Origin of the sequence: Klebsiella sp. 64 (assembly GCF_018223915.1) — a bacterium.
Classification (GTDB): Bacteria; Pseudomonadota; Gammaproteobacteria; order Enterobacterales; family Enterobacteriaceae; genus Klebsiella; species Klebsiella pneumoniae.
The window spans coordinates 175241-197162 of sequence record NZ_JAGRQZ010000012.1; the positions used below are offsets into that span (position 1 = coordinate 175241).

Sequence of the window (21922 nt, forward strand, 5' to 3'; positions counted from 1 at the left end):
GAGCGGACGAAAAAAAGAATGCCCCGACGATCGGGTTTCATTACGAAACATTGCCTCCTTGTTTTGTTTCTTTATGGAACGTTTTTGCTGAGGATATGGTGAAAATGCGAGCTGGCGCGCTTTTTTTCTTCTGCCATAAGCGGCGGTCAGGATAGCTGGCGAAGCGGGTGGAAAAAAATTTTTTGCTGATTTTCTGCCGACTGCGGGAGAAAAGAGGATCAAACACGGAGGATTGCAAGGGCATTATGCGGCAAAGTAGCGGATCGGGATCGCAATCCTGACAGAGATTAGGGTTTTTTGTTCCAATATGGAACGTAAAAAATTAACCTGTGTTTCATATCAGAACAAAAAGGCGAAAGATTTTTTTGTTCCCTGCCGGCCCTACAGTGATCGCACTGCTCCGGTACGCTCCGTTCAGGCCGCGCTTCACTGGCCGGCGCGGATAACGCCAGGGCTCATCATGTTTACATGCGCACTTATTTGAGGGTGAAAGGAATGCTAAAAGTTATTCAATCTCCAGCCAAATATCTTCAGGGTCCTGATGCTGCTGTTCTGTTCGGTCAATATGCCAAAAACCTGGCGGAGAGCTTCTTCGTCATCGCCGACGATTTCGTAATGAAGCTGGCGGGAGAGAAAGTGGTGAATGGCCTGCAGAGCCACGATATTCGCTGCCATGCGGAACGGTTTAACGGTGAATGCAGCCATGCGGAAATCAACCGTCTGATGGCGATTTTGCAAAAACAGGGCTGCCGCGGCGTGGTCGGGATCGGCGGTGGTAAAACTCTCGATACCGCGAAGGCGATCGGTTACTACCAGAAGCTGCCGGTGGTGGTGATCCCGACCATCGCCTCGACCGATGCGCCAACCAGCGCGCTGTCGGTGATCTACACCGAAGCGGGCGAGTTTGAAGAGTATCTGATCTATCCGAAAAACCCGGATATGGTGGTGATGGACACGGCGATTATCGCCAAAGCGCCGGTACGCCTGCTGGTCTCCGGCATGGGCGATGCGCTCTCCACCTGGTTCGAGGCCAAAGCCTGCTACGATGCGCGCGCCACCAGCATGGCAGGAGGACAGTCCACCGAGGCGGCGTTGAGCCTCGCCCGCCTGTGCTATGATACGCTGCTGGCGGAGGGCGAAAAGGCCCGTCTGGCGGCGCAGGCCGGGGTAGTGACCGAAGCGCTGGAGCGCATCATCGAGGCGAACACTTATCTCAGCGGCATTGGCTTTGAAAGCAGTGGCCTGGCCGCTGCCCACGCAATCCACAACGGTTTCACCATTCTTGAAGAGTGCCATCACCTGTATCACGGTGAGAAAGTGGCCTTCGGTACCCTGGCGCAGCTGGTGCTGCAGAACAGCCCGATGGACGAGATTGAAACGGTGCTGGGCTTCTGCCAGCGCGTCGGCCTGCCGGTGACGCTCGCGCAGATGGGCGTCAAAGAGGGGATCGACGAGAAAATCGCCGCGGTGGCGAAAGCCACCTGCGCGGAAGGGGAAACCATCCACAATATGCCGTTTGCGGTGACCCCGGAGAGCGTCCATGCCGCTATCCTCACCGCCGATCTGTTAGGCCAGCAGTGGCTGGCGCGTTAATTCGCGGTGGCTAAACCGCTGGCCCAGGTCAGCGGTTTTTCTTTCTCCCCTCCGGCAGTCGCTGCCGGAGGGGTTCTCTATGGTACAACGCGGAAAAGGATATGACTGTTCAGACTCAGGATACCGGGAAGGCGGTCTCTTCCGTCATTGCCCAGTCATGGCACCGCTGCAGCAAGTTTATGCAGCGCGAAACCTGGCAAACGCCGCACCAGGCCCAGGGCCTGACCTTCGACTCCATCTGTCGGCGTAAAACCGCGCTGCTGACCATCGGCCAGGCGGCGCTGGAAGACGCCTGGGAGTTTATGGACGGCCGCCCCTGCGCGCTGTTTATTCTTGATGAGTCCGCCTGCATCCTGAGCCGTTGCGGCGAGCCGCAAACCCTGGCCCAGCTGGCTGCCCTGGGATTTCGCGACGGCAGCTATTGTGCGGAGAGCATTATCGGCACCTGCGCGCTGTCGCTGGCCGCGATGCAGGGCCAGCCGATCAACACCGCCGGCGATCGGCATTTTAAGCAGGCGCTACAGCCATGGAGTTTTTGCTCGACGCCGGTGTTTGATAACCACGGGAGGCTGTTCGGCTCTATCTCGCTTTGCTGTCTGGTCGAGCACCAGTCCAGCGCCGACCTCTCCCTGACGCTGGCCATCGCCCGCGAGGTGGGTAACTCCCTGCTCACCGACAGCCTGCTGGCGGAATCCAACCGCCACCTCAATCAGATGTACGGCCTGTTGGAGAGCATGGACGATGGGGTGATGGCGTGGAACGAACAGGGCGTGCTGCAGTTTCTCAATGTTCAGGCGGCGAGACTGTTGCATCTTGATGCTCAGGCCAGCCAGGGGAAAAATATCGCCGATCTGGTGACCCTCCCGGCGCTGCTGCGCCGCGCCATCAAACACGCCCGCGGCCTGAATCACGTCGAAGTCACCTTTGAAAGTCAGCATCAGTTTGTCGACGCGGTGATCACCTTAAAACCGATTGTCGAGGCGCAAGGCAACAGTTTTATTCTGCTGCTGCATCCGGTGGAGCAGATGCGGCAGCTGATGACCAGCCAGCTCGGTAAAGTCAGCCACACCTTTGAGCAGATGTCTGCCGACGATCCGGAAACCCGACGCCTGATCCACTTTGGCCGCCAGGCGGCGCGCGGCGGCTTCCCGGTGCTACTGTGCGGCGAAGAGGGGGTCGGGAAAGAGCTGCTGAGCCAGGCTATTCACAATGAAAGCGAACGGGCGGGCGGCCCCTACATCGCCGTCAACTGCCAGCTATATGCCGACAGCGTGCTGGGCCAGGACTTTATGGGCAGCGCCCCTACCGACGATGAAAATGGTCGCCTGAGCCGCCTTGAGCTGGCCAACGGCGGCACCCTGTTTCTGGAAAAGATCGAGTATCTGGCGCCGGAGCTGCAGTCGGCTCTGCTGCAGGTGATTAAGCAGGGCGTGCTCACCCGCCTCGACGCCCGGCGCCTGATCCCGGTGGATGTGAAGGTGATTGCCACCACCACCGTCGATCTGGCCAATCTGGTGGAACAGAACCGCTTTAGCCGCCAGCTGTACTATGCGCTGCACTCCTTTGAGATCGTCATCCCGCCGCTGCGCGCCCGACGCAACAGTATTCCGTCGCTGGTGCATAACCGGTTGAAGAGCCTGGAGAAGCGTTTCTCTTCGCGACTGAAAGTGGACGATGACGCGCTGGCGCAGCTGGTGGCCTACTCGTGGCCGGGGAATGATTTTGAGCTCAACAGCGTCATTGAGAATATCGCCATCAGCAGCGACAACGGCCACATTCGCCTGAGTAATCTGCCGGAATATCTCTTTTCCGAGCGGCCGGGCGGGGATAGCGCGTCATCGCTGCTGCCGGCCAGCCTGACTTTTAGCGCCATCGAAAAGGAAGCTATTATTCACGCCGCCCGGGTGACCAGCGGGCGGGTGCAGGAGATGTCGCAGCTGCTCAATATCGGCCGCACCACCCTGTGGCGCAAAATGAAGCAGTACGATATTGACGCCAGCCAGTTCAAGCGCAAGCATCAGGCCTAGTCTCTTCGATTCGCGCCATGGAGAACAGGGCATCCGACAGGCGATTGCTGTAGCGTTTGAGCGCGTCGCGCAGCGGATGCGCGCGGTCCATGGCCGTCAGCAGGCGTTCGAGCCGACGGGACTGGGTGCGCGCCACGTGCAGCTGGGCAGAGGCGAGATTCCTCCCCGGGATCACGAACTGTTTTAACGGGCCGCTCTCGGCCATATTGCGGTCGATAAGCCGCTCCAGGGCGGTGATCTCCTCTTCGCCGATCGTCTGGCTCAGGCGGGTCAGGCCCCGCGCATCGCTGGCCAGTTCAGCCCCCAGCACGAACAGCGTCTGCTGAATATGGTGCAGGCTTTCCCGCAGCCCGGCGTCGCGGGTCGTGGCGTAGCAGACGCCCAGCTGGGATATCAGTTCATCGACGGTGCCGTAGGCCTCGACGCGAATATGGTCTTTCTCGATGCGGCTGCCGCCGTACAGGGCGGTGGTGCCTTTATCCCCGGTGCGGGTATAGATACGATACATTCAGTTTCTCTCACTTAACGGCAGGACTTTAACCAGCTGCCCGGCGTTGGCGCCGAGCGTACGCAGATGATCGTCGCTATCGGTGACGTGTCCGGTAGCCAGCGGCGCGTCCGCCGGCAGCTGGGCATGAGTGAGGGCTATCTCGCCGGACGCGCTGAGCCCGATACCCACCCGCAGGGGCGAGCTTCTGGCCGCCAGGGCGCCCAGCGCAGCGGCGTCACCGCCTCCGTCATAGGTTATGGTCTGGCAGGGGACCCCCTGCTCCTCCAGCCCCCAGCACAGCTCATTGATGGCGCCGGCATGGTGCCCGCGCGGATCGTAAAACAGGCGTACGCCTGGCGGTGAAAGCGACATGACGGTCCCCTCGTTATCACTCAGAATGCCTGGCGGAAAATCGCGGCAATCTCCTGCTCGTTGCCTTTACGCGGGTTCGAGAACGCATTGCCGTCTTTCAGAGCCATCTCCGCCATGTAGGGGAAGTCGGCCTCTTTTACTCCCAGATCGCGCAGATGCTGCGGAATACCGATATCCATCGACAGACGCGTGATAGCGGCGATGGCTTTTTCCGCCGCGTCGAGAGTGGACAGTCCGGTGATATTTTCGCCCATCAGTTCAGCAATATCGGCGAATTTCTCCGGGTTGGCGATCAGGTTGTAGCGCGCCACATGCGGCAGCAGGACAGCGTTGGCCACGCCGTGCGGCATGTCGTACAGGCCGCCCAGCTGGTGCGCCATGGCGTGCACGTAGCCGAGGTTGGCGTTATTGAAAGCCATCCCGGCCAGCAGAGAGGCATAGGCCATGTTTTCCCGCGCCTGCAGATTGCTGCCGAGGGCCACGGCCTGGCGCAGGTTGCGGGCGATGAGGCGGATCGCCTGCATGGCGGCGGCGTCCGTCACCGGGTTAGCGTCTTTGGAGATATAGGCCTCTACGGCGTGGGTCAGGGCATCCATCCCGGTCGCCGCGGTCAGGGCGGCCGGTTTACCGATCATCAGCAGTGGATCGTTGATAGAGACCGACGGCAGGTTGCGCCAGCTGACGATCACAAACTTCACTTTGGTTTCGGTGTTGGTCAGGACGCAGTGGCGGGTGACCTCGCTGGCGGTGCCGGCGGTGGTATTGACCGCGACGATAGGCGGCAGCGGGTTGGTCAGGGTCTCGATTCCGGCATACTGGTACAGATCGCCCTCATGGGTGGCGGCGATGCCGATGCCTTTGCCGCAATCGTGCGGGCTGCCGCCGCCCACGGTGACGATGATGTCGCACTGTTCGCGGCGAAACACAGCGAGGCCGTCGCGCACGTTGGTGTCTTTCGGGTTCGGCTCGACGCCGTCAAAGATCGCCACCTCGATCCCGGCCTCCCGCAGATAATGCAGGGTTTTGTCCACCGCGCCATCTTTAATTGCCCGCAGGCCTTTGTCGGTGACCAGCAGGGCTTTTTTCCCCCCCAGCAGCTGGCAGCGTTCGCCGACTACGGAAATGGCGTTGGGGCCAAAAAAGTTAACGTTTGGCACCAGATAATCAAACATACGATAGCTCATAATATACCTTCTCGCTTCAGGTTATAATGCGGAAAAACAATCCAGGGCGCACTGGGCTAATAATTGATCCTGCTCGACCGTACCGCCGCTAACGCCGACGGCGCCAATTACCTGCTCATTAAAAATAACTGGCAGGCCGCCGCCAAAAATAATAATTCGCTGTTGGTTGGTAAGCTGCAGACCGTACAGAGATTGTCCTGGCTGGACCGCTGGCGTAATTTCATGGGTACCTTGCTTCAGGCTGCAGGCGCTCCAGGCTTTATTCAGGGAAATATCGCAGCTGGAGACGAAGGCCTCGTCCATCCGCTGGATAAGCAGCGTGTTACCTCCGTGGTCAACCACGGAAAACACCACCGCCACGTTGATCTCAGTGGCTTTTTTTTCCACCGCCGCCGCCATTTGCTGGGCGGCGGCCAGGGTGATTGTCTGAACTTGTTGGCTCTTGTTCATCATTCTCTCCCGCACCAGGATAACGCTGGCGCGAATAGTCAGTAGGGGGCGATAGTAAAAAACTATTACCATTCGGTTGGCTTGCTTTATTTTTGTCAGCGTTATTTTGTCGCCCGCCATGATTTAGTCAATAGGGTTAAAATAGCGTCGGCAAAACGTAATTAAGGGCGTTTTTTATTAATTGATTTATATCATTGCGGGCGATCACATTTTTTATTTTTGCCGCCGGAGTAAAGTTTCATAGTGAAACTGTCGGTAGATTTCGTGTGCCAAATTGAAACGAAATTAAATTTATTTTTTTCACCACTGGCTCATTTAAAGTTCCGCTATTGCCGGTAATGGCCGGGCGGCAACGACGCTCGCCCGGCGTATTCGCTACCGTCTGCGGATTTCACCTTTTGAGCCTATGAACAATGAAAAGATCAAAACGATTTGCAGTACTGGCCCAGCGCCCCGTCAATCAGGACGGGCTGATTGGCGAGTGGCCTGAAGAGGGGCTGATCGCCATGGACAGCCCCTTTGACCCGGTCTCTTCAGTAAAAGTGGACAACGGTCTGATCGTCGAGCTGGACGGCAAACGCCGGGACCAGTTTGACATGATCGACCGGTTTATCGCCGATTACGCGATCAACGTTGAGCGCACAGAGCAGGCAATGCGCCTGGAGGCGGTGGAAATAGCCCGTATGCTGGTGGATATTCACGTCAGCCGGGAGGAGATCATTGCCATCACTACCGCCATCACGCCGGCCAAAGCGGTCGAGGTGATGGCGCAGATGAACGTGGTGGAGATGATGATGGCGCTGCAGAAGATGCGTGCCCGCCGGACCCCCTCCAACCAGTGCCACGTCACCAATCTCAAAGATAATCCGGTGCAGATTGCCGCTGACGCCGCCGAGGCCGGGATCCGCGGCTTCTCAGAACAGGAGACCACGGTCGGTATCGCGCGCTACGCGCCGTTTAACGCCCTGGCGCTGTTGGTCGGTTCGCAGTGCGGCCGCCCCGGCGTGTTGACGCAGTGCTCGGTGGAAGAGGCCACCGAGCTGGAGCTGGGCATGCGTGGCTTAACCAGCTACGCCGAGACGGTGTCGGTCTACGGCACTGAAGCGGTATTTACCGACGGCGATGATACTCCGTCGTCAAAGGCGTTCCTCGCCTCGGCCTACGCCTCCCGCGGGTTGAAAATGCGCTACACCTCCGGCACCGGATCCGAAGCGCTGATGGGCTATTCGGAGAGCAAGTCGATGCTCTACCTCGAATCGCGCTGCATCTTCATTACCAAAGGCGCCGGGGTTCAGGGGCTGCAAAACGGCGCGGTGAGCTGTATCGGCATGACCGGCGCTGTGCCGTCGGGCATTCGGGCGGTGCTGGCGGAAAACCTGATCGCCTCTATGCTCGACCTCGAAGTGGCGTCCGCCAACGACCAGACTTTCTCCCACTCGGATATTCGCCGCACCGCGCGCACCCTGATGCAGATGCTGCCGGGCACCGACTTTATTTTCTCCGGCTACAGCGCGGTGCCGAACTACGACAACATGTTCGCCGGCTCGAACTTCGATGCGGAAGATTTTGATGATTACAACATCCTGCAGCGTGACCTGATGGTTGACGGCGGCCTGCGTCCGGTGACCGAGGCGGAAACCATTGCCATTCGCCAGAAAGCGGCGCGGGCGATCCAGGCGGTTTTCCGCGAGCTGGGGCTGCCGCCAATCGCCGACGAGGAGGTGGAGGCCGCCACCTACGCGCACGGCAGCAACGAGATGCCGCCGCGTAACGTGGTGGAGGATCTGAGTGCGGTGGAAGAGATGATGAAGCGCAACATCACCGGCCTCGATATTGTCGGCGCGCTGAGCCGCAGCGGCTTTGAGGATATCGCCAGCAATATTCTCAATATGCTGCGCCAGCGGGTCACCGGCGATTACCTGCAGACCTCGGCCATTCTCGATCGGCAGTTCGAGGTGGTGAGTGCGGTCAACGACATCAATGACTATCAGGGGCCGGGCACCGGCTATCGCATCTCTGCCGAACGCTGGGCGGAGATCAAAAATATTCCGGGCGTGGTTCAGCCCGACACCATTGAATAAGGCGGTATTCCTGTGCAACAGACAACCCAAATTCAGCCCTCTTTTACCCTGAAAACCCGCGAGGGCGGGGTAGCTTCTGCCGATGAACGCGCCGATGAAGTGGTGATCGGCGTCGGCCCTGCCTTCGATAAACACCAGCATCACACTCTGATCGATATGCCCCATGGCGCGATCCTCAAAGAGCTGATTGCCGGGGTGGAAGAAGAGGGGCTTCACGCCCGGGTGGTGCGCATTCTGCGCACGTCCGACGTCTCCTTTATGGCCTGGGATGCTGCCAACCTGAGCGGCTCGGGGATCGGCATCGGTATCCAGTCGAAGGGGACCACGGTCATCCATCAGCGCGATCTGCTGCCGCTCAGCAACCTGGAGCTGTTCTCCCAGGCGCCGCTGCTGACGCTGGAGACCTACCGGCAGATTGGCAAAAACGCCGCGCGCTATGCGCGCAAAGAGTCACCTTCGCCGGTGCCGGTGGTGAACGATCAGATGGTGCGGCCGAAATTTATGGCCAAAGCCGCGCTATTTCATATCAAAGAGACCAAACATGTGGTGCAGGACGCCGAGCCCGTCACCCTGCACATCGACTTAGTAAGGGAGTGACCATGAGCGAGAAAACCATGCGCGTGCAGGATTATCCGTTAGCCACCCGCTGCCCGGAGCATATCCTGACGCCTACCGGTAAACCATTGACCGATATTACCCTCGAGAAGGTGCTCTCTGGCGAGGTGGGCCCGCAGGATGTGCGGATCTCCCGCCAGACCCTTGAGTACCAGGCGCAGATTGCCGAGCAGATGCAGCGCCATGCGGTGGCGCGCAATTTCCGCCGCGCGGCGGAGCTTATCGCCATTCCTGACGAGCGCATTCTGGCTATCTATAACGCGCTGCGCCCGTTCCGCTCCTCGCAGGCGGAGCTGCTGGCGATCGCCGACGAGCTGGAGCACACCTGGCATGCGACAGTGAATGCCGCCTTTGTCCGGGAGTCGGCGGAAGTGTATCAGCAGCGGCATAAGCTGCGTAAAGGAAGCTAAGCGGAGGTCAGCATGCCGTTAATAGCCGGGATTGATATCGGCAACGCCACCACCGAGGTGGCGCTGGCGTCCGACGACCCGCAGGCGAGGGCGTTTGTTGCCAGCGGGATCGTCGCGACGACGGGCATGAAAGGGACGCGGGACAATATCGCCGGGACCCTCGCCGCGCTGGAGCAGGCCCTGGCGAAAACACCGTGGTCGATGAGCGATGTCTCTCGCATCTATCTTAACGAAGCCGCGCCGGTGATTGGCGATGTGGCGATGGAGACCATCACCGAGACCATTATCACCGAATCGACCATGATCGGTCATAACCCGCAGACGCCGGGCGGGGTGGGCGTTGGCGTGGGGACGACTATCGCCCTCGGGCGGCTGGCGACGCTGCCGGCGGCGCAGTATGCCGAGGGGTGGATCGTACTGATTGACGACGCCGTCGATTTCCTTGACGCCGTGTGGTGGCTCAATGAGGCGCTCGACCGGGGGATCAACGTGGTGGCGGCGATCCTCAAAAAGGACGACGGCGTGCTGGTGAACAACCGCCTGCGTAAAACCCTGCCGGTGGTAGATGAAGTGACGCTGCTGGAGCAGGTCCCCGAGGGGGTGATGGCGGCGGTGGAAGTGGCCGCGCCGGGCCAGGTGGTGCGGATCCTGTCGAATCCCTACGGGATCGCCACCTTCTTCGGGCTAAGCCCGGAAGAGACCCAGGCCATCGTCCCCATCGCCCGCGCCCTGATTGGCAACCGTTCCGCGGTGGTGCTCAAGACCCCGCAGGGGGATGTGCAGTCGCGGGTGATCCCGGCGGGCAACCTCTACATTAGCGGCGAAAAGCGTCGCGGAGAGGCCGATGTCGCCGAGGGCGCGGAAGCCATCATGCAGGCGATGAGCGCCTGCGCTCCGGTACGCGACATCCGCGGCGAACCGGGCACTCACGCCGGCGGCATGCTTGAGCGGGTGCGCAAGGTAATGGCGTCCCTGACCGGCCATGAGATGAGCGCGATATACATCCAGGATCTGCTGGCGGTGGATACGTTTATTCCGCGCAAGGTGCAGGGCGGGATGGCCGGCGAGTGCGCCATGGAGAATGCCGTCGGGATGGCGGCGATGGTGAAAGCGGATCGTCTGCAAATGCAGGTTATCGCCCGCGAACTGAGCGCCCGACTGCAGACCGAGGTGGTGGTGGGCGGCGTGGAGGCCAACATGGCCATCGCCGGGGCGTTAACCACTCCCGGCTGTGCGGCGCCGCTGGCGATCCTCGACCTCGGCGCCGGCTCGACGGATGCGGCGATCGTCAACGCGGAGGGGCAGATAACGGCGGTCCATCTCGCCGGGGCGGGGAATATGGTCAGCCTGTTGATTAAAACCGAGCTGGGCCTCGAGGATCTTTCGCTGGCGGAAGCGATAAAAAAATACCCGCTGGCCAAAGTGGAAAGCCTGTTCAGTATTCGTCACGAGAATGGCGCGGTGGAGTTCTTTCGGGAAGCCCTCAGCCCGGCGGTGTTCGCCAAAGTGGTGTACATCAAGGAGGGCGAACTGGTGCCGATCGATAACGCCAGCCCGCTGGAAAAAATTCGTCTCGTGCGCCGGCAGGCGAAAGAGAAAGTGTTTGTCACCAACTGCCTGCGCGCGCTGCGCCAGGTCTCACCCGGCGGTTCCATTCGCGATATCGCCTTTGTGGTGCTGGTGGGCGGCTCATCGCTGGACTTTGAGATCCCGCAGCTTATCACGGAAGCCTTGTCGCACTATGGCGTGGTCGCCGGGCAGGGCAATATTCGGGGAACAGAAGGGCCGCGCAATGCGGTCGCCACCGGGCTGCTACTGGCCGGTCAGGCGAATTAAACGGGCGCTCGCGCCAGCCTCTCTCTTTAACGTGCTATTTCAGGATGCCGATAATGAACCAGACTTCTACCTTAACCGGGCAGTGCGTGGCCGAGTTTCTTGGCACCGGATTGCTCATTTTCTTCGGCGCGGGCTGCGTCGCTGCGCTGCGGGTCGCCGGGGCCAGCTTTGGTCAGTGGGAGATCAGTATTATCTGGGGCCTTGGCGTCGCCATGGCCATCTACCTGACGGCCGGTGTCTCCGGCGCGCACCTAAATCCGGCGGTGACCATTGCCCTGTGGCTGTTCGCCTGTTTTGAACGCCGCAAGGTGCTGCCGTTTATTGTTGCCCAGACGGCCGGGGCCTTCTGCGCCGCCGCGCTGGTGTATGGGCTCTATCGCCAGCTGTTTCTCGATCTTGAACAGAGTCAGCATATCGTGCGCGGCACTGCCGCCAGTCTTAACCTGGCCGGGGTCTTTTCCACGTACCCGCATCCACATATCACGTTTATACAAGCGTTTGCCGTGGAGACCACCATCACGGCAATCCTGATGGCGATGATCATGGCCCTGACCGACGACGGCAACGGAATTCCGCGCGGGCCGCTGGCGCCGTTGCTGATTGGCTTGCTGATCGCCGTGATCGGCGCGTCGATGGGGCCGCTAACCGGCTTTGCGCTGAATCCGGCGCGCGACTTCGGCCCAAAACTGTTTACCAGTCTGGCCGGGTGGGGCTCGATCGCCTTTACCGGTGGGCTGGCGATCCCTTACTTTCTGGTGCCGCTGCTGGCGCCGGTGGTGGGGGCGATTATCGGGGCGTTTTTGTATCGCAAGCTTATCGGCCGCCATCTGCCGTGCGAATGCGGTATCGATGAGTAAAGCGGGACCCGCCGCAGCGCGGCGGGTTTCCCCGGCCTGATGCCGGGGGGGGTTATTTTTTGATGACCGCGCTGAGATCGCCAAGTTTAGCGGCGGGGTTCTTGTGGCACTCCTGCAGCATTTTCGGTACCGAAACGGTCTCGACTTCATGCCAGTCAACATAGTCGCCGCCGCTAAAGTCGGTGTTGCGATTCACTACCCAGAAGGCCACCGGGGTCATGCTTTTTGGGTTCATATCCATAAATTCCTGACAGGTCATATTCTGCGGCGTGGTTTCCTCAACCGCGAACGCCGGGCTGGTCATCAGACAGAATGTGGTAGCCGCCACGGTCAATACGAGTGCTTTAGGTAAATTCATTTTCTTCTCCAGTGACAAAATAGGGCTTAAGCCTGAGCGTGCTTCATTTTATTGCGCAGGACCAACAAGCCGATGGCGCTAAATATCATTTCAACGCCGATAAAGGCGGTAATAAATAACCAGCTTTGCTGCGGGTTCATGGCCAGCCACAGGCAGGCGATAAGTAAATCCAACAGGCCGATAAAAATATTCCAGCCAGCGCCGCTTTGTTTGCGGGTTTGACATCCGTTAACGATGCGGGAAATACCGCCGAGAACAAATAAAAAGCCAAATAAAATGGCCAGACTGCTCATACCGTTGAGAGGATTGACGACAAAGCTCAGGCCGAGCACGATCCAGGCGATGGCGAAGATCAGCGCCACCAGGCGTGATTTCCAGTGCTGCTGGCGGAAGACAATCAGGCTGTACAGCGAATAGAAGCCGCAGATCATCAATAACATGCCGGTTACTGTGGCGAGATACCAGCCGGCGACCAACGGCCAGGCCAGACAACAGGCTCCGCAGATAAACAGCAATACCGCCATCAGGCAGGCATGCCGTTTATATCGAATGAAGACGCGTGGGCTAAACGCATTTAAGGTGTAATGGCTAAACATAAACATAATTGCTCCGCAGATCCCGGTTGGCGGCCTGACGCTGAATAAAAAGCGTGAGGGTTTATTCAGCGGGCCAAAAGAAAGGTCTGAGGAAAATAGTAGGCCGCGCGATCGGCAGGCGTAAATAAGAGCGCCGAGGCCACTTTATACGCCTGGTCTGACAGCTGTCAGACCAGGCCCGCAATATTACTTCCGGGCTCTGATTCTCAATGCCCGCGATATTTTTTAAGCTGGCTGCGTTTGGTGATGCTTACCGATTTTAATCAGGAGTCAACGATGAAAAAAGTCATTCTGGCGAGCCTGCTGGCAACCATGATGAGTACCTCTCCGGTATGGGCAACAGATAGCGCGACGGCAGCGCCAGCCGCGGCAGCCACGACGCAGGTACAGAAAGAAGCCGCCGATGTGCTGCAGGTGGCGGTGCAGGGCGCGAATGCGATGCGCGACATCCAGTTCGCCCGTCTGGCGCTGTTCCATGGCCAGCCGGATAGCGCCAAAAAACTGACAGACGACGCCGCCGCGCTGCTGGCCGCCGATGATGCCAGCTGGGCGAAGTTTGTGAAAACTGATGCTAAAGCCAAAATGATCGCCGATCGCTATGTGATCATTAACGCCTCTATCGCCCTGTCTGAAGACTATGTGGCCACGCCGGAAAAAGAGAGCGCTATCCAATCCGCCAACGAAAAGCTGGCGAAAGGCGATCAGAAAGGGGCTATCGATACCCTGCGTCTGGCCGGTATTGGCGTGATTGAGAACCAGTATCTGATGCCGCTTAACCAGACCCGTAAGGCGGTAGCGCAGGCGCAAGAACTGCTGAAAGCCGGTAAATATTACGAAGCGAATCTGGTGCTGAAGGGCGCTGAAGAGGGCATTGTGGTGGATAGCGAGATGCTGGTGGCAGGCAACTGATACTTGTTCCACCCTGAGAGAGCGCAGAGGAAAAAACTGACAAGGATGTCCCCTTAACGCTCGGGCAGGCGGACTGCCCGAGCGGAACGGCTAGCGGCCGATCAGGGCGTCGATTTCGCCATCGATCTCGCGCATGACGCCGGTGATGCGCTGTACCACCTCCAGACAGCTTGCCGGCGTCAGCGAATCAGGCCGCTTTGCCTCAAAAGGGGCGCACAGTTGTTGTAGCGCAGTAATCCCCAGAATTTGTGCTGAACAGTGCAGACGGTGCAGCGCCCGCAGAAAGATCTGCGGCTCATGCCGGGCGATTGCCTGTCCGGCAGCCTGTAAATCCGCGGCCGACGCATCGCGGAACGTCTCCAGCATCTCATTCATCAGCGCCTGGTCTCCCCCCGTATTCTCGCTCAGCACGCTGAGCTTCAGGTGCCGGGTAGCGTGAGGTGATGCGCGGCCCACCGCTAAACGGCTGAGCTCATGACTCAGCGTCTGGACCGACACCGGCTTAAACAGACACATATTCATGCCGCTGGCCAGACACGCCTCCCGCGACTGCGGCAGCGCGCTGGCAGTCACGCCCCAAATTACCAGGCCCGGATAGCGACGGCGTAGCGAGGCCGCCAGCGCCAGGCCATCTTTCTTCGGCATATTGAGGTCCGTTATCAGCAGATCGTAATGTTTGCTGGCGAGCTTATTCTCTGCCTCTTCACCGTCGCAGGCTTCATCGACGCTATAGCCGATAGTGCTGAGCTGGCGCTTGAGCAGTAGCCGGTTGGTGGGGTGATCGTCCGCTATCAGTATCGCCAGCCCGGGTAGAGCCTGCGGTCTGGCGGGCGACGCCTGCGGCGCGTGGATCGCGCAGCGGCTCGCCTTGACCGGCAGCGTGATGGTGAAAGTGGTCCCCACGCCCGGACGGCTGACCATCTCCAGGCGACCCTGCATCAGCGCAACCAGCTCTTTGCAAATGACCAGCCCCAATCCGGAGCCGGTCTGCTGTCGTCCCTGGCGCGCCTGGGCATAGCGGTGGAAGAGGGTGGCCTGCTCTGCTTCACTGATCCCGCAGCCGCTGTCGCTAACCATGAGGGCCAGCTCTCCCTGTGTCTCATTCGCCGGCGTCAGCCGGCAGGAGACCTGAATTGCGCCTTCGACGGTAAACTTCAGCGCATTGCCGATGAGATTATTGAGGATTTGCCGTAGCGCCTGCGGGTCGACCCACAGCATGGTCCCTTCCTGCAGCGCGTTATGGTAGTGCAGATCGATGCCCTTTTGCTGCGCCAGCGCGTCGAAGGTATGACACTGCTGCGACACTAACTGTGCGACATCGCTCCACTGCGGGGTAACCTGGTATTTTCCCGATTCAATCTTGTCGATATCAAGAATATTGCCGATAAGTCCCAGCAGGGTTTGCGCCGTCGACCCCGCCAGCTCGATCGCCTCTTTACGCTGGCCGACGTTCAGCTCAGGTTTCGCCAGCAGCTCCAGAAAGCCGACGATGGCGCTCACCGGCGTGCGCAGCTCGTGGCTCATGCTGGCCAGAAAGCGGCTCTTGGCTTTTGTCGCCTGAATCGCTTTGTCTTTTTCGCGCTCCAGCGCACAGGAGAGGGCTTCCTTCTGCGCCAGCTCCTCCTCGAGCCGCTGCTGGGAGTCTTTACGTTTGCGCACTTCCCGACACAGGGAGAGTCCCCAGCCGAGGCTGATGGCGATCAGCACCAGCGCAAAGGCGATCAGCTGGTAAAACTGGCGGCTGTACTGGCTCCAGTTCTCTATTTGCTGACTGGAGATTTTCGACCACTTCTCGGTCATCTGCAGAATATCCCGTGGCGGAATAACCTGCAGCGCTTTGTTAAGAATGGCGGCCAGCACCGGTTCATCGCGCGGGATGGCCAGCCGAATGGCCGCGACGGGGAGTCCATCAATGCGGGTGTAGTGCAGACCCTGTGGATAGTAGTGGTCGATCATATAGCGGGCGGAAAGCTCCGAGGCTACGGCGGCATCCACTTCGCCTTCCTCTACCATCTTCATGGCGACGCCAACGTTATCCGTTTCCACCCAGTTAATCAGCGGAAAACGCGCTTTCAGATCATGGGCGGCGATAGGCCCGACCGGCAGGGCGATCCGTGCCGAGCGCGTCAGCAGATGCTGGTCGGGGGCGCTGCCGCGGGCGACCAGCACAAAGGCCACGTTAATAAGCGGATCGCTGAGGGTGACGTAGGCCTGCGGCTGTGGGGTCAGGGTGGCGGCGGGCATGATCGCCCAGTCCTCTTTTTCCATGCGCTTTGCCAGAGCCTGACGGTTGCGCACCAGAATAGGGTCAAACTGCAGGCCGGTCTGGAGTGAGACAATATTCAGCATATCGGCCATGATGCCGCGCAGTTCATCCTCGTTATCCACCAGGGTAAATGGCGGAAAATAGGGGTTCACCAGCAGGCGGACGCGACGATACTTCTGCAGCCAGCGCTGCTCTTCGGGGCTAAAGGTAAGCGGGGTATTGAGAAACGACAGATCGCCACGGTTGAGCCAGTTTTGCATGATCCGCATCGCGGTGTCGCTGTCGACGGCATGGATAAAACGGTCGAAGAGTTGATGCAGCTCTGGCCGATCGTCACGGGTGACAAAGCGGTTGTGTTGCTCCTGCTGACGAAAATAGTGCGCGATAACCAGCGATTGCGAGAAATATTTCGAGATGCAGTGGCCAGTGGTGATGTTGTTGCCGATAAAATACTGATTCTCGCCGCTGACCACCGAGGCGAGAGCCTGATAGTCGCTATCATAAAGGGTGATTTTGGCGTTGGGAAACGCCTGCTGAATAATATCGAAAAAAGCGCAATCGCGGGTGCAGGCCAGCGTGACGCGGCGGTCAGTGGTCAGCGGCGGCAGAGGGGATTTCAGCGAGGTGACCAGCGTCGGCCAGGTTTTAAGCAGCGGCGCGGATTGATCCAGGCCCGGGGCGAGCGCATCCCGGTGCGCCACCTGAGTGAGCAGGGTATCCACCTGGCGGTCGGCCAGGGCGGTGAGCGCCTGCTGCTCGGTGTCATACTGGCGGATAATCACCTTCAGTCCGAGGCTGTGCGCCATCAGCGCCAGATAGTCGGCGTTAATGCCCTGATAACTTTTCTCGTCGCCGTCATAGACGATGGGCGTCCTCTCGGGAAGCCAGGTCCCGACGGTCAGCGTAGGCTGCGCCGCCAGCCATGCTTTCTCCTTACCGCTAAGCGGGATATCGATCGCCGCGATATGAGAATGGCTCTTCAGCTCCAGCTGTTTCATGGCATACGCGGCAGGCGAGAGGCTCAGCGCCAGCCCGACAACGACGGATAAAATAAGACGAACCGCCATGCCATCACCCTATTTTATTGCGTTGCGCAAAGTCATATAGCTCAAGCAGGGTGCTGCAGCCTAATTTATCCATCAGACGGACCTTATAGGTACTTACCGTTTTATTGCTGATATTCATTTTGCTGCCGATGGTGGTGTAGTCGACGCCGCTGAGAATATAGCGGAACACCTTCATCTCCTGCGTTGACAGCGTATCCAGCCGGTCCTGATCGGTGATGCCGTGGGTGCAGAAGCGTTCCAGTGAAAAGGGGAAATAGCTGTAGCCATTATTGGCTGCGTCGATTGCGGCGAGGATATTATTCATTCCCTCTTTTTTACTCACAAAACCATTTGCTCCGCAGTCGGCGCGGCGTTTGCCGTAGAACAGTTCATTCTTAGCGGAAATGATGATGATTGTTCCCTGGTAGCGGCGTTTGCGCAGCTGCTCCAGCACCTCGATACCGCTGAGCTCCGGAATATCGACGTCGACGATGAGCAGGTCAGGCTGCATGCTTTCCGCGGTCTGCACGGCATGAGCGCCGCTGTCGAGCTCTGCCGCGACGGTAATACCGTTGCTGTCGAGAAGGTTGCGAATGGCGATACGTGCCAATGGATGATCGTCAATGATTATCGCATTCATGGGGGCGTAAATCCTGATATGAAAAAAGAAGGGCGATGCCTGGTGCAGGTGCGGCGGGGGTTATTTTTATCGATGCCGTTATAAGGCGTAATTGTAACACAAATCGTTTTGGGCCAGGGAAATATTGTGGAGCTGAGCCAGACGAATATATTTGCATAGCTGGATGACAGCTGTAGGAACGGGCGTTCACTTGCTTCAGCGCGGTCTGCTGTTAAAAAAAATGCAAACGATTAATCTGCTCTTATTAAGGTGAGTTCTCGGGAATATCGTCCGGCGACAACTGGCAGGTAAAATAATAACAATGGCGAAAGAAAAACGCGCCTTCTGGCGAAAATGGGTTTGGAAACATCTGCTGGCAGGAATAACAGTACTGGCAATGAGTAGCGCCGCGGTGGGAAAGGATGTCGTCCCCGATGAGGCGCGGACCCGAGATATGATGCGCTGTCAGGATTATCTGCAACTGGATCCGCGCGCCTGGACGCCGATGGTGATTTGGCTGATGAACGATCCTTTTTCACTGGAGCCGCCGGAGTGGACCGACTTCCATGAAGCCGAGCTGGTGCTGACGCCGATCCTCACCGAAATCTGCCGTCAGGAGCCGGATGTCTGGCTCACCTCGCTGCGGGAACGGCTCAATTCTTATCAGCAGGTGCGGTCGCTGAACTAAGCGACCGCGGTAAAACGGCAGAAAAAGTGATTAAATGCGCAGTTAGCGGCCTTCTTCTGCGCAAAGGCTCAGCAGCGGCCCGCTTTCTGCGACAGGGCGTCGCAGGTTTTGCTCGCTAGCGTCGGGTTGGCGCCGGCGCAGATGGCATCTGAGACGGTGCTACCGCCGCCCAGTGGGATCAGCCCGTAAAGTTTCGGCTCGGCGGCTTTCGTCACATAGCAGCGATGGCTGGTTTTGCCGATAGTGGCCACAAAGTTGGTTTTCACATCCTGCTGCCTCGCATCGGAAATTGTCACCTGCGAAGCATCGACATTAAAAGCAAACGCGGCGGCCTCTTTCATTTCATTTTCCGTCGCCATGGGTGGTTTAGCTACGCAACCCATTAATAACAGTGCCAGACAGGTACTGATTGATATATCCCGTATTTTCATCATTTCATCCTTTTTGTAAGTCAGCGGGTTATATATAAGAGCGGGGGGAGGAACGCGTTGATTTCGATCAGCTGGCGCAGGCTATGGTTATTTTTCGGAAATTGACCTGTGTTGTTACATTTATCGTGAGTAGTATGAATTCCAGCATTGCAGGAATGAAAGATATTTTAAGACTACGTTGCGTAGTTAGACAGAAGTCAACAGGAGTGCGGCGATTATGGGCTGCCCGAGATGCTCTGAGCAATATTTTGCTAAGGCAGAATGCTATCTGTTTTAGCGTAAGCGCAAATTTTCCCTGCGTTATAACGGACTTTTTATCCTCTTAATGGGATAGCGACAACACGCTAAGCCATGCGCGCTGCTCAGCGGTTTGTGGTGCCATTTTAAAATTCAGGAACAAAAAAGCCACTCTTTCGAGTGGCTTAATTATATGATTTTAAATCTAAAATTTGGTGGCCCCTGTTGGGTTTGAACCAACGACCAAGCGATTATGAGAATGGCGTTACCATCCTACCTTAAGATACTTTGTCATAATAAATCAATGAGTTAACAAACTCATTGACACTGTATAAATAACCAGAAATACTCTGTTTTACCTGTTTATGGCACCCCCACGGGACCCCCAGAATGGAACCCCCGTGACCAAACGATCTTTTTTGCGCAACGAGTATGACTGAAAAAACGTTCAGATTTACCAAATCGAGAATTGAGGGTTTACCTCCGGCGTTAAAAGGTTCCCGGGTGGAATACCGTGATACTGAGGTACCCGGGCTTATCCTGCGCGTTACCGCTGGTGGAGTGAAGACGTTCAGTGTCTCGCGTAAAAAGCACGGTGAGCACTTTCGGGTGACGCTGGGGCGATTCCCGGATCTAAGCGTCGAAAATGCCAGAGTGATGGCCATAAGGTCTCTGGGTGAAATGAGCATGACCCGGAAGAACCCAAACGACCTGCGGAAGCAGGATGAAAAACGGCTGATAACGTTGCTGGATGCTTTTGAAGAGCGCCTGAAGGTGAGAGGGCACCGGATTAGCCAGACCACAGCTGATCAATACCGAGGGCTACTCACCAATTATTCCGGTGACTGGATGAATCAGCCAATGCTGCATATCACCCGTGAACGAGTAGAGAAGCGACACAAAGCCATTTCGGAAGGTACTGTGTGGTTTGGTGAGGATCGTTCAAAGTTTCGCGCAGGTGTCGGAACGGGAAGCAAATCACAGGCCGATGCCTGGGGACGAGCTATCCGGGCTGTATTCCGTTTTGCATGGGATCATTATCGGGACGATGAGGGCCGTAGTCTGTTACCTGAACCGCCGACTATGGTACTGAGCACTAAAGGGCACTGGCACGGGTTGGTGCGTAAAACTGAGCGTGTCAGGAATACCGATCTGGGACGCTGGTTCGCAGCTATTGAGCAGGTACGCCTGCAGGCCGCTGAAAATCGCGATGACTTCGCACAAGCAGCGTGTGACGCAATATATATGGCGATGTTTACGGGACTCCGTAAGTCTGAAATTCTTCAACTTGAGTGGAGTCGGGTTAATATTCCTGCCCTTTACTTCTGGATTGATAAGACGAAGAACGGCGATCCGCTGGAACTTCCAATTATCCCCTCGTTATTGAAAATGTTCCGCCGCCGGTTATCACTTCGAAAAGGTGATGAGCCATATGTATTCCCCGGAAAAGATGGTGGTGTTATCAGTGAGTCGAGAAAGGTAATAAACAGGATTGTCGCTGCAACTGTTCCTGTACCTAATCCTGATGCTTTGCCGCCAGTTAGTTTCAAATACCACGATGCCCGCCGTACGTTTGGATCTGCTGCTGCTCTTGCTGGCCTGGGGCATGACTTGATTAAACGGCTGTTGAACCATAGAACACTACGTAGCGCTGACGTAACGGAAGGGTACTTGCATTTTGGCGCTGATGAGTTGCAGGAACATGCTGAGAAAGTGGAGCGCTATTTGTTGGAAAAGGCTGGACTGATGGAGAGTAAAAAGGCTATTGATGCACAGCTGCTGGCAGTCATGGCATCGATGAGTGATGAAGAAAAAAGGACGCTAATTTTCAATCTGATGAATCAGACTTCTGCAGGAGCTGCTAATGATTAACTTAACTCAAAAAATTGAAGAGGCTATTCATCAGGTTTCAGTTGGAGCTATTAAACTTTCGTCTTTACGCGGTGATTTTAACGCCGTATTGAATGCCTTAACCATAAATAAAAAAGATTATGAAGAACCTGTTTTATATGAAATTCCAGATAAGTATTCCGATGCCTTTAATAGACTGACATTAAGTGGCGAGTTATCAGAGTTGGTACTATTTACAGAGAAATATGGTATCAAATGCTCCCAGGACGATTCTCAGGCAATGAGTGCGGCTATTCTCCTGTATTCTCAGTCTCAGTTTGAGATAGCTCAGACTGTGGCCGATAGAATCTATGCCGATAGGTTGAGAATGCGCATATATCCTAATGTATTACGAGACCTCCAAGATCGAGCATACAAAGAAAGACTAAAAGAAAATGCGAAGAAGCCACGTAATAAACATTACAGCGAGGCAATTAGGATCGCTAAGGACACATGGAGCCGTTACCCTACGGCTAGTAAGAATGGGATGTGTCAAAAACTCCATGGGTATTTCAATGGACAGGTTAGCATCGACACTCTTGATCGTTGGATTAAGGCAGCCAAAATAAAACCTCCTGTAACATCAAAAGCAACGTCATTTTCATTGATTTTGTAGGTAGGTGCATAGTAGCTATGCACCCTGCATAGCTCTTATCCCTGCCTGCCTAATTGTTTTCATCAACAATAGAGTAACTCCGGTGCTAACTTGTCATATACGGAGCTACTTATGCATTTAGTTGAATCGAATACTCCTAAGAGACTCACCCGCAATGAGGCCGCTGCTCACCTTGGCGTTAATGCTCAGACATTGGCGAACTGGGCTCATACAGGGCGGGTAAAAATCCCATTTCATAAAGTCGGGCGCAAGGTCATTTATTTCAAATCCGATCTTGATGCTTATCTGGATTCCACGCGTAGAACTCAGACGGCGTGAGGTGGGCTATGGCAGATAAAACAAAGGCGGCCA

22 protein-coding genes are annotated in these 21922 nt (G+C 57.0%); 12 read left to right on the forward strand and 10 right to left on the reverse strand.

Annotated elements, in window-relative coordinates; genetic code table 11:
- Positions 1 to 40: 40 nt before the first annotated feature.
- Complete coding sequence (locus KHQ23_RS09975) at positions 41 to 226, reverse strand: hypothetical protein (protein ID WP_025367873.1); 186 nt, start codon at positions 224 to 226, stop codon at positions 41 to 43.
- Between the two features lie 269 nt (positions 227 to 495).
- On the opposite strand from KHQ23_RS09975, the gene KHQ23_RS09980 reads away from it, so the two are divergent.
- Complete coding sequence (locus tag KHQ23_RS09980; protein WP_002917681.1) at positions 496 to 1593, forward strand: glycerol dehydrogenase; 1098 nt, start codon at positions 496 to 498, stop codon at positions 1591 to 1593.
- A 101-nt stretch (positions 1594 to 1694) separates the two neighbouring features.
- The gene (gene dhaR, locus KHQ23_RS09985; RefSeq protein ID WP_002917680.1) at positions 1695 to 3620 is read left to right on the forward strand and encodes a dihydroxyacetone kinase operon transcriptional regulator DhaR; all 1926 of its coding nucleotides are present in this window, start codon (positions 1695 to 1697) and stop codon (positions 3618 to 3620) included.
- On the opposite strand, the gene KHQ23_RS09990 is transcribed toward dhaR, so the two are convergent.
- The 4 genes from KHQ23_RS09990 to KHQ23_RS10005 are packed head-to-tail and all read right to left on the reverse strand — an operon-like array spanning position 3598 to position 6116.
- Positions 3598 to 4128 (reverse strand): cob(I)yrinic acid a,c-diamide adenosyltransferase, encoded by a 531-nt coding sequence (locus KHQ23_RS09990; protein WP_002917679.1) that lies wholly within the window; start codon positions 4126 to 4128, stop codon positions 3598 to 3600. The genes dhaR and KHQ23_RS09990 overlap by 23 nt on opposite strands.
- Positions 4129 to 4482, reverse strand: coding sequence for a glycerol dehydratase reactivase beta/small subunit family protein (locus tag KHQ23_RS09995; protein ID WP_002917678.1), 354 nt, complete (start codon positions 4480 to 4482; stop codon positions 4129 to 4131).
- 20 nt (positions 4483 to 4502) lie between these two features.
- The gene (dhaT, locus tag KHQ23_RS10000; protein WP_004150927.1) at positions 4503 to 5666 is read right to left on the reverse strand and encodes a 1,3-propanediol dehydrogenase; all 1164 of its coding nucleotides are present in this window, start codon (positions 5664 to 5666) and stop codon (positions 4503 to 4505) included.
- 21 nt (positions 5667 to 5687) lie between these two features.
- Positions 5688 to 6116, reverse strand: coding sequence for a heme-binding protein (locus tag KHQ23_RS10005; protein WP_032421841.1), 429 nt, complete (start codon positions 6114 to 6116; stop codon positions 5688 to 5690).
- Between the two features lie 413 nt (positions 6117 to 6529).
- Between KHQ23_RS10005 and KHQ23_RS10010 the strand changes: the two genes are divergently transcribed.
- From KHQ23_RS10010 to KHQ23_RS10030, 5 genes are read left to right on the forward strand one after another with little or no spacing between them, the layout of a single operon-like run.
- Positions 6530 to 8197, forward strand: a complete 1668-nt coding sequence (locus KHQ23_RS10010; RefSeq protein ID WP_032421840.1) for a propanediol/glycerol family dehydratase large subunit — start codon at positions 6530 to 6532, stop codon at positions 8195 to 8197.
- 12 nt (positions 8198 to 8209) lie between these two features.
- Positions 8210 to 8794, forward strand: coding sequence for a propanediol/glycerol family dehydratase medium subunit (locus KHQ23_RS10015; protein ID WP_021440746.1), 585 nt, complete (start codon positions 8210 to 8212; stop codon positions 8792 to 8794).
- 2 nt (positions 8795 to 8796) lie between these two features.
- Positions 8797 to 9222: a glycerol dehydratase small subunit DhaB3 gene (locus KHQ23_RS10020; RefSeq protein ID WP_002917670.1), complete on the forward strand. Its 426-nt coding sequence runs from the start codon at positions 8797 to 8799 to the stop codon at positions 9220 to 9222.
- 12 nt (positions 9223 to 9234) lie between these two features.
- Positions 9235 to 11058 (forward strand): diol dehydratase reactivase subunit alpha, encoded by a 1824-nt coding sequence (locus tag KHQ23_RS10025; RefSeq protein WP_002917661.1) that lies wholly within the window; start codon positions 9235 to 9237, stop codon positions 11056 to 11058.
- A 53-nt stretch (positions 11059 to 11111) separates the two neighbouring features.
- Positions 11112 to 11915 (forward strand): MIP/aquaporin family protein, encoded by an 804-nt coding sequence (locus tag KHQ23_RS10030; RefSeq protein WP_002917658.1) that lies wholly within the window; start codon positions 11112 to 11114, stop codon positions 11913 to 11915.
- Between the two features lie 52 nt (positions 11916 to 11967).
- Here KHQ23_RS10030 and hdeB read toward each other — a convergent pair whose 3' ends face one another.
- Together hdeB and KHQ23_RS10040 are read right to left on the reverse strand one after the other, a co-directional pair.
- Positions 11968 to 12273 (reverse strand): acid-activated periplasmic chaperone HdeB, encoded by a 306-nt coding sequence (hdeB, locus tag KHQ23_RS10035; protein ID WP_002917655.1) that lies wholly within the window; start codon positions 12271 to 12273, stop codon positions 11968 to 11970.
- A 26-nt stretch (positions 12274 to 12299) separates the two neighbouring features.
- Positions 12300 to 12875 carry an HdeD family acid-resistance protein gene (locus KHQ23_RS10040; RefSeq protein WP_002917651.1) on the reverse strand — a complete coding sequence of 192 codons (576 nt, stop codon included), beginning with the start codon at positions 12873 to 12875 and terminating at the stop codon, positions 12300 to 12302.
- Positions 12876 to 13115: 240 nt separating this feature from the next.
- Between KHQ23_RS10040 and KHQ23_RS10045 the strand changes: the two genes are divergently transcribed.
- Positions 13116 to 13778 (forward strand): YfdX family protein, encoded by a 663-nt coding sequence (locus KHQ23_RS10045; protein ID WP_004144810.1) that lies wholly within the window; start codon positions 13116 to 13118, stop codon positions 13776 to 13778.
- 90 nt (positions 13779 to 13868) lie between these two features.
- On the opposite strand, the gene KHQ23_RS10050 is transcribed toward KHQ23_RS10045, so the two are convergent.
- Both KHQ23_RS10050 and evgA read right to left on the reverse strand, forming a co-directional pair.
- On the reverse strand, positions 13869 to 17111 hold the full coding sequence (locus tag KHQ23_RS10050; RefSeq protein ID WP_211776877.1) for an ATP-binding protein: 3243 nt from the start codon (positions 17109 to 17111) through the stop codon (positions 13869 to 13871).
- Positions 17112 to 17115: 4 nt separating this feature from the next.
- Positions 17116 to 17730 carry an acid-sensing system DNA-binding response regulator EvgA gene (evgA, locus tag KHQ23_RS10055; RefSeq protein ID WP_211776876.1) on the reverse strand — a complete coding sequence of 205 codons (615 nt, stop codon included), beginning with the start codon at positions 17728 to 17730 and terminating at the stop codon, positions 17116 to 17118.
- A 301-nt stretch (positions 17731 to 18031) separates the two neighbouring features.
- On the opposite strand from evgA, the gene KHQ23_RS10060 reads away from it, so the two are divergent.
- The gene (locus tag KHQ23_RS10060; RefSeq protein WP_004900718.1) at positions 18032 to 18397 is read left to right on the forward strand and encodes an HdeA/HdeB family chaperone; all 366 of its coding nucleotides are present in this window, start codon (positions 18032 to 18034) and stop codon (positions 18395 to 18397) included.
- Between the two features lie 68 nt (positions 18398 to 18465).
- Here KHQ23_RS10060 and KHQ23_RS10065 read toward each other — a convergent pair whose 3' ends face one another.
- Positions 18466 to 18738 (reverse strand): hypothetical protein, encoded by a 273-nt coding sequence (locus KHQ23_RS10065; protein ID WP_004889691.1) that lies wholly within the window; start codon positions 18736 to 18738, stop codon positions 18466 to 18468.
- 759 nt (positions 18739 to 19497) lie between these two features.
- Between KHQ23_RS10065 and KHQ23_RS10070 the strand changes: the two genes are divergently transcribed.
- From KHQ23_RS10070 to KHQ23_RS10080, 3 genes are all read left to right on the forward strand, one after another.
- On the forward strand, positions 19498 to 20937 hold the full coding sequence (locus KHQ23_RS10070) for an integrase family protein (protein ID WP_064166689.1): 1440 nt from the start codon (positions 19498 to 19500) through the stop codon (positions 20935 to 20937).
- Positions 20930 to 21571: a hypothetical protein gene (locus tag KHQ23_RS10075; protein WP_077267714.1), complete on the forward strand. Its 642-nt coding sequence runs from the start codon at positions 20930 to 20932 to the stop codon at positions 21569 to 21571. The genes KHQ23_RS10070 and KHQ23_RS10075 overlap by 8 nt, the downstream gene beginning before the upstream one ends.
- A gap of 111 nt (positions 21572 to 21682) precedes the next feature.
- A complete protein-coding gene (locus tag KHQ23_RS10080) occupies positions 21683 to 21889 on the forward strand; it encodes a helix-turn-helix domain-containing protein (protein WP_074192852.1) in 207 nt (68 codons plus the stop codon).
- The last annotated feature ends 33 nt before the right edge of the window (positions 21890 to 21922 follow it).

Excerpts from the sequence above, each read along its gene's own strand:
- KHQ23_RS10060 (WP_004900718.1), top strand. The coding sequence starts at position 18,032 with ATGGCGAAAGAAAAACGCGCCTTCTGGCGAAAATGGGTTTGGAAACAT.
- KHQ23_RS09990 (WP_002917679.1), bottom strand. The coding sequence starts at position 4,128 with ATGTATCGTATCTATACCCGCACCGGGGATAAAGGCACCACCGCCCTG.
- KHQ23_RS10070 (WP_064166689.1), top strand. The coding sequence starts at position 19,498 with ATGACTGAAAAAACGTTCAGATTTACCAAATCGAGAATTGAGGGTTTA.
- dhaR (WP_002917680.1), top strand. The coding sequence starts at position 1,695 with ATGACTGTTCAGACTCAGGATACCGGGAAGGCGGTCTCTTCCGTCATT.
- KHQ23_RS10075 (WP_077267714.1), top strand. The coding sequence starts at position 20,930 with ATGATTAACTTAACTCAAAAAATTGAAGAGGCTATTCATCAGGTTTCA.
- KHQ23_RS10045 (WP_004144810.1), top strand. The coding sequence starts at position 13,116 with ATGCTTACCGATTTTAATCAGGAGTCAACGATGAAAAAAGTCATTCTG.
- dhaT (WP_004150927.1), bottom strand. The coding sequence starts at position 5,666 with ATGAGCTATCGTATGTTTGATTATCTGGTGCCAAACGTTAACTTTTTT.
- hdeB (WP_002917655.1), bottom strand. The coding sequence starts at position 12,273 with ATGAATTTACCTAAAGCACTCGTATTGACCGTGGCGGCTACCACATTC.
- KHQ23_RS10080 (WP_074192852.1), top strand. The coding sequence starts at position 21,683 with ATGCATTTAGTTGAATCGAATACTCCTAAGAGACTCACCCGCAATGAG.
- KHQ23_RS10040 (WP_002917651.1), bottom strand. The coding sequence starts at position 12,875 with ATGTTTATGTTTAGCCATTACACCTTAAATGCGTTTAGCCCACGCGTC.
- KHQ23_RS10020 (WP_002917670.1), top strand. The coding sequence starts at position 8,797 with ATGAGCGAGAAAACCATGCGCGTGCAGGATTATCCGTTAGCCACCCGC.
- KHQ23_RS10005 (WP_032421841.1), bottom strand. The coding sequence starts at position 6,116 with ATGAACAAGAGCCAACAAGTTCAGACAATCACCCTGGCCGCCGCCCAG.
- KHQ23_RS10065 (WP_004889691.1), bottom strand. The coding sequence starts at position 18,738 with ATGAAAGAGGCCGCCGCGTTTGCTTTTAATGTCGATGCTTCGCAGGTG.
- KHQ23_RS10025 (WP_002917661.1), top strand. The coding sequence starts at position 9,235 with ATGCCGTTAATAGCCGGGATTGATATCGGCAACGCCACCACCGAGGTG.
- KHQ23_RS10010 (WP_032421840.1), top strand. The coding sequence starts at position 6,530 with ATGAAAAGATCAAAACGATTTGCAGTACTGGCCCAGCGCCCCGTCAAT.
- KHQ23_RS09995 (WP_002917678.1), bottom strand. The coding sequence starts at position 4,482 with ATGTCGCTTTCACCGCCAGGCGTACGCCTGTTTTACGATCCGCGCGGG.
- evgA (WP_211776876.1), bottom strand. The coding sequence starts at position 17,730 with ATGAATGCGATAATCATTGACGATCATCCATTGGCACGTATCGCCATT.
- KHQ23_RS10030 (WP_002917658.1), top strand. The coding sequence starts at position 11,112 with ATGAACCAGACTTCTACCTTAACCGGGCAGTGCGTGGCCGAGTTTCTT.
- KHQ23_RS10050 (WP_211776877.1), bottom strand. The coding sequence starts at position 17,111 with ATGGCGGTTCGTCTTATTTTATCCGTCGTTGTCGGGCTGGCGCTGAGC.
- KHQ23_RS09980 (WP_002917681.1), top strand. The coding sequence starts at position 496 with ATGCTAAAAGTTATTCAATCTCCAGCCAAATATCTTCAGGGTCCTGAT.